Origin of the sequence: Dietzia sp. SYD-A1 (assembly GCF_015356725.1) — a bacterium.
Lineage (GTDB): Bacteria > Actinomycetota > Actinomycetes > Mycobacteriales > Mycobacteriaceae > Dietzia.
Genome location: NZ_JADDKI010000424.1, coordinates 1 through 6,128 on the forward strand (window position 1 = coordinate 1; position 6,128 = coordinate 6,128).

The window sequence follows — 6,128 nt, forward strand, 5'->3', positions numbered from 1 at the left end:
CCGGACACCAGCGCGGCGGCGAGGGCCGAGATCCGCACGGCCTCGTCGTCGGCGAGCGGGGCGGCGAGCGCGGCGGACCCGTGGTCGTCGAGGAACGCGGTGGACAGGTTGCCGGCGATGAACTCGGGATGGCGCAGGACCCGGACGAGCTGGGCCCGGTTGGTGGTCAGACCGTGGATCTTCGCCCGTGTCAGCGCGCCGGCGAGCGCGGCGCAGGCCTCGGAACGCGTACGTCCGTAGGAGATGACCTTGGCGAGCATGGGGTCGTAGTGCACCCCGACGAGCGCCCCGTCCGGCCCCGGCTCGACTCCGCTGTCCAGCCGGATGCCGGGTCGATGGGGGCCCTCGAACCGGGTGGAGACCCCGGGGACGTCGAGCGCCCAGAGCGTCCCCGAGCCCGGGGCGTAGTCGTGGGCCGGGTCCTCGGCGTAGAGACGCGCCTCGACGGACCAGCCGTGTGCGGCCGGGGGTTCGCCGGACGGCAGCGGCAGACCCGCGGCCACATCCAGCTGGAGCGCCACCAGGTCCAGGCCGGTCGTGGCCTCCGTGACGGGGTGCTCCACCTGGAGACGGGTGTTCATCTCGAGGAAGTAGAACTCGCCGTCGTCGGTGGCGAGGAACTCGACCGTGCCGGCCCCGGTGTACCCGATCGCGGACGCGGCGTCGCGGGCGGCCGAATACAGTTTCTCCCGCATGCCCGGGGTCCGCTCGACCAGCGGGCTCGGCGCCTCCTCGATGACCTTCTGGTGTCGCCGTTGGATGGAGCACTCGCGCTCCCCCACCGCCCAGACGGTCCCGTGGGAGTCGGCCATGACCTGGACCTCGATGTGGCGGCCCCGTTCGAGGAACCGCTCGCAGAACACCGCGTCGTCACCGAAGGCCGACCTGGCCTCGCGTCGCGCGGCGGCGATCTCGTCGTGGAGCGCGTCGAGGGTGCGGACGATCCGCATGCCCCGACCGCCGCCGCCCGCGGACGCCTTGACGAGTACCGGAAGCATGTCCTCGGTCACGTCGGCCGGCTCGAGATCGGTGAGCATGGGCACGCCCGCCTCGCCCATCATCTTCTTGGCCTCGATCTTCGAGCCCATCGCCTCGATGGCGGGCACCGGCGGGCCGACCCAGGTGAGCCCCGCGTCGATCACGTCGCGGGCGAACCCGGCGTTCTCGGACAGGAACCCGTAACCCGGGTGGATCGCGTCGGCGCCGGCAGCCCTCGCCGCGGCGATGAGAAGGTCACCACGCAGGTAGGTCTCCGTGGGGGTACTGCCGGGCAACCGGACCGCCGCGTCCGCCTCACGGGCGTGCGGGGCGTCCGCGTCGGCATCGGAGTAGACGGCGACCGTGGTCATGCCCAGGCCACGGGCGGTGTGGTGGACGCGGCGGGCGATCTCACCGCGGTTGGCGACGAGAACCGAGGTGATCGGGGCGACGGTGGTCTGGGCCGGAGTCGTCGGCGCAGGGGTGGGTGCGTTCTGCATGATGGAGTTCCTCACATCCGGAAGACGCCGAAGCGGTCGGTTCCGGCGACGTCTCCGGAGTGGATCGCGGACAGGCTCAGACCCAGGACGGTCCGGGTGTCGCGGGGGTCGATGATGCCGTCGTCGTAGAGCATCCCGGACAGGAAGGCCGGCAGCGATTCCTTCTCGATCTGGTCGGCGATCATGGTCTTGAGACCGTCGATCGTCTCCTGGCTCATCTCCTCACCCCGCGCGGCCGAGGCCGCGGCGGCCACGGAGGTCACCACGTCGGCGAGCTGCTGACCCCCCATGACCGCGGACTTGGCGCTCGGCCACGTGTAGAGGAACCGGGGGTCGAACGCGCGGCCGCACATGCCGTAGTGGCCCGCGCCGTAGGAGGCCGCGGTGATGAGCGACAGGTGCGGGACCTCGGAGTTGGAGACCGCGTTGATCATCATCGAACCGTGCTTGATGATGCCGCCGCGCTCGTACTCCGAGCCCACCATGTAGCCGGTGGTGTTGTGCATGAAGAGCAGCGGGGTGTCGTACCGGTTGGCCAACTCAATGAACTGCGTGGCCTTCTGCGCCTCCGCGCTGAACAGCACACCGCGGGCGTTGGCGATGATGCCGACCGGGTACCCGTGGATCTCGGCCCACCCGGTCACCAGGCTCGCCCCGTAGAGCGGCTTGAACTCGTCGAAGTCGGACCCGTCCACGACGCGCGCGATGATCTCCCGCGGATCGAACGGGATCTTGAGGTCGTCGGGGACGATGCCCAGGAGGTCCTCGGCGTCGTACAGCGGCGGGGCGACCTCGGCGCGCGGGGCGCGCCCGGCCTTGGTCCAGTTGAGCCGGCGCACGATACCGCGCGTGATGCGCGCGGCGTCGGCCTCGTCGGTGGCCAGGTGGTCGGCCAGACCGGAGACGCGGGCGTGCATGTCGGCGCCGCCGAGGGTCTCCTCGTCGGCGATCTCGCCGGTGGCGGCCTTGACGAGGGGCGGCCCCGCGAGGAACACCTTCGAGCGCTCCTCGATCATGACCACGTGGTCGCTCATCCCCGGGACGTACGCTCCGCCCGCGGTGGAGTTCCCGTAGACCACCGCGATGGTGGGGATGCCCGCCTTCGACAACCGGGTGAGGTCGCGGAAGAGCGCCCCTCCCGGGATGAACACCTCCTTCTGGGTGGGCAGGTCGGCGCCCCCGGACTCGACGAGGCTGATCACCGGGAGCCGGTTCTTCATGGCCACGTCGTTGAGTCGGAGGATCTTGCGCAGGGTCCACGGGTTGGACGTGCCCCCCTTGACCGTGGGGTCGTTGGCGATCACGAGGCACTCCACGCCCTCGACGACGCCGATGCCGGCGACCACGGAGGCGCCGGTCTGGAAATCGGATCCCCACGCGGCGAGCGCACACAGCTCCAGAAACGGGGATTCGCGGTCGAGGACCATGTCGATCCGCTCCCGGGCGGTGAACTTGCCCCGCTCGCGGTGGCGGGCGACCTTGCGCTCGCCGCCTCCGGCGAGAGCGGGGTCGAGATCGGCCGCGAGCCGGGCGAGCTTGTCCTCCATCGCGGCTCTGGCGGCACCGAACTCCGCGCCGGTGGTGTCGAGCGTGGATCGTAGGAGGCTCATGCGGTGTACCCCAGACGACGTCCGGCGAGGGTGGTGAGGATCTCGGTGGTGCCTCCGCCGATGCCCAACAGGCGGACATCGCGGAACTGTCGGCTCACCTCGGACTCGGCCATGTATCCGAGTCCCCCGAAGAGCTGGAGTGCCTGCGTCGCGACCCACTCCGCGCACTCGACAGCGGTGTTCTTGGCAAAGCAGACCTCGGCGATCGCATCGTGCCCCGCCTCGGCCAGGTCCACGCAGCGGTGGGTGTAGGTGCGGGCGACGTCGATGCGGCGGGCCATCTCGGTGACGGTGTTCTGCACGGCCTGCCGGGAGAGCAGGGGTCGGCCGAAGGTCTCGCGTTCGCGGACCCAGTCCAGGGTCAGGTCCAGGCAGCGCTGGGCGTGGGAGTACCCCTGCGCGGCCAGCGCCGCGCGCTCTCCCACGAAGCCGATCGCGATCTGGGCGAACCCGTCGTTCTCGGCGCCGACGAGGTTCTCCACGGGAACCCGGCAGTCGGTGAACGTCAGTTCGGCGGTGTCCGAGGCGCGCCAGCCCAGCTTGTCCAGCGGAGCCGAACGGTGGAAGCCGGGGGTGTCGGTGGGGATCACCAGCAGACTCACGCCCGCCGCTCCCCTGAGCTCGTCGCCACCGGTGCGCACGGCGGTCACCACGAAGTCGGCGCGGGTGCCGGAGGTGATGTAGGTCTTGGCGCCGTTGACGACGTAGTGGTCCCCGTCCCGGCGGGCGGTGGTGGTGAGACGCCCGACGTCGGAGCCCCCACCGGGTTCGGTGATCGCCAGGGAGCCGATCATCTCGCCGGCGAGAGTGGGGGCGACCCAGCGCTCGATCTGGTCGGGCCTGCCGGACTGGGCCAGGTGTGGCGTGGCGATACCGCAGGTGAACAGTGAGGCGAACACACCGCCGGAGACCCCGGCCTCGTGGAGGGCCTCGCACACGATCAGCGAGTCCCGCATGCCGCCGCCCCCGCCGCCGGCCTCCTCCGGGAACGAGACGCCGAGCAGGCCCAGCTGACCGGCCTTGGCGTGGAGCTCACGAGGGAGCACGCCCGCGGCCTCCCACTCGTCCTGGTGGGGCAGGATCTCGCGCTGGGCGAAGCGGGTCGTGGTCTCGCGCAGGGCGAGACTCTCGTCGGAGTACCAGGGGTCGCCCGGTACGTGGGGCGGGATGGTCACGAGTTCTCCTTCGCGGGTGCCGGAACGGCGAGGACGGGGGCGGTGATGTCGTGGGGGACGTCGACGACGCGGGAGCGCAGCCACTCGGCGAGACCCTTGGCCTGCGGATCCCAGCGGTAGCCGTGGGCGACTCCCTTGCCGAGCAGGCCGTCGACGACGAAGTTCAGGGCGTTGATGCGCGGCAGCTCGTACCGCTCGATCGCCAGGTCGGCGGTCTCGGGGAGAAGTCGGCGGATCTCTTCGACGGTGAGGGTGTCGCGCATCCAGCGGTAGGCCTTCTGATCACCGGCCCACAGTCCGATGTTGGCGGTGCCGCCCTTGTCGCCCGAGCGGGCGCCGAGCACGTCCCCCAGCGGCCTCCGGGTGGTGGACTCCGAGGACGACCACTCCGGCAGCGGAGCTCCCTCGGCGTCGAGTCCGTCGGACGCGTGGCCGTCGCCCATCTCACGGGTGTCCTCCGGAGGCGCTATGTCGACCCTCGTGCCGTCGGGCAGCACCGCGACATGAGGGATCGCGTCCTGCGGGAGGTAGGCGGGGACGTACACGCCGTACGGGCCCCCGCGTCCGGGCGGCGCGCTGGGGGTGGCACCCGGGTAGCTGGCCAGCGTCATCGCGACGGCGGCGTCCGAGAAGGCGCGGCCCACGACGTCGGGGTCCGGATCCCACGCGACGATGGTGAGCAGCGCGGTCGCGGCGGCCTGGGTGTCGGCGTCGGGGTGGTCGGTGCGCTGCAGACGGAAGTCGATCTCCGCGGGTCGCGTGGCCAGCCCGGCGAGGAACTGGCGCTCCACGAGCGCCGCCTTGTCCTCGATGTCCAGCCCGGTGAGCAGGAAGGTGAGCTCGTTGCGGAAGCCGCCGAGGCACGTCACGGAGACCTTGGTGGTGGGCGGGGCCGCCTCTCCCACCACGCCGGAGATCCTCACCCGGTCGGGCCCCTCCTGCGTGAGAGTGGCGGTGTCGAGTCGGGTGACGACGTCGGGGCCGCCGTACCGGGCCCCGGTGACCTCGTACAGCAACTGCGAGGTGACGGTGCCGACGGTGACCGCACCTCCCGTTCCGGGGTGCTTGGTGATGACGGAGGTGCCGTCGGACGAGATCTCGGCGATCGGGAAGCCGGGGGCGACGGGGTCGGCGATCTCACCCCGGTTGAAGAAGGCGTAGTTGCCGCCCGTGGCCTGGGTCCCGCACTCGATGACGTGACCCGCGACGGTGGCGCCGGCGAGCGCGTCGAGGTCGTGTCGGCCCCAACCGAAGTGGCTGATGGCCGGCCCCACGATCACCGACGCGTCGGTGACGCGACCGGTGACGACGATGTCGGCCCCGGCGTCCAGGCACCGGGCGATGCCGAAGGCACCGAGGTAGGCGTTGGCCGTGACGGGGAACCCTGCGTCGGCGGGGATGTCGAGCTCGCCGACCCGGGCGATGAGGTCGTCACCCTCGACGTGGGCGACCTCGGGGGACAGTCCGAGACGGCCCGCCAGTTCGCGGACGGCGTCGGCGAGACCCGCCGGATTGACCCCGCCCGCGTTGGCGACGATGGTGACGTTCTTCTCCAGTGCCAGTGCGAGGCAGTCCTCGAGTTGGCGCAGGAACGTTTTGGCGTATCCCAGCTCGGCGTTCTTCATCCGGTCGCGGCCGAGGATGAGCATGGTGAGTTCGGCCAGGTAGTCGCCGGTGAGGACGTCGAGCTCGCCGCCGTCGAGCATCTCGCGCATGGCGGAGAACCGGTCGCCGTAGAACCCGGACATGTTGCCGACGCGGAGCGGAGGCACCGTCGACTCAGGGCCGACGCGGAGCGGAGGCACCGTTGACTCAGGGCCGACGCGGAGCGGAGGCACCGTGGACTCAGGGCCGACGCGGAGCGG

4 protein-coding genes are annotated in these 6,128 nt (G+C 71.2%); all 4 read right to left on the bottom strand.

The genetic code is table 11. The features are described from left to right. A partial coding sequence (locus tag IY392_RS15150; protein WP_194861657.1) for an acetyl/propionyl/methylcrotonyl-CoA carboxylase subunit alpha occupies positions 1–1,478 on the bottom strand: 1,478 nt, incomplete at its 3' end. Positions 1,479–1,489: 11 nt separating this feature from the next. Further along, entirely contained in the window at positions 1,490–3,088 is a 1,599-nt protein-coding gene (locus IY392_RS15155) for an acyl-CoA carboxylase subunit beta (protein ID WP_107757070.1), read from the bottom strand. Next, a complete protein-coding gene (locus IY392_RS15160) occupies positions 3,085–4,263 on the bottom strand; it encodes an acyl-CoA dehydrogenase family protein (protein ID WP_107757071.1) in 1,179 nt (392 codons plus the stop codon). Before IY392_RS15160 ends, IY392_RS15155 begins: the two co-directional genes overlap by 4 nt. Then, entirely contained in the window at positions 4,260–6,011 is a 1,752-nt protein-coding gene (locus tag IY392_RS15165; protein WP_182627894.1) for an acyclic terpene utilization AtuA family protein, read from the bottom strand. The genes IY392_RS15160 and IY392_RS15165 overlap by 4 nt, the downstream gene beginning before the upstream one ends. Positions 6,012–6,128: the final 117 nt, after the last annotated feature.

Excerpts from the sequence above, each read along its gene's own strand:
- IY392_RS15165 (WP_182627894.1), bottom strand. The coding sequence starts at position 6,011 with ATGTCCGGGTTCTACGGCGACCGGTTCTCCGCCATGCGCGAGATGCTC.
- IY392_RS15155 (WP_107757070.1), bottom strand. The coding sequence starts at position 3,088 with ATGAGCCTCCTACGATCCACGCTCGACACCACCGGCGCGGAGTTCGGT.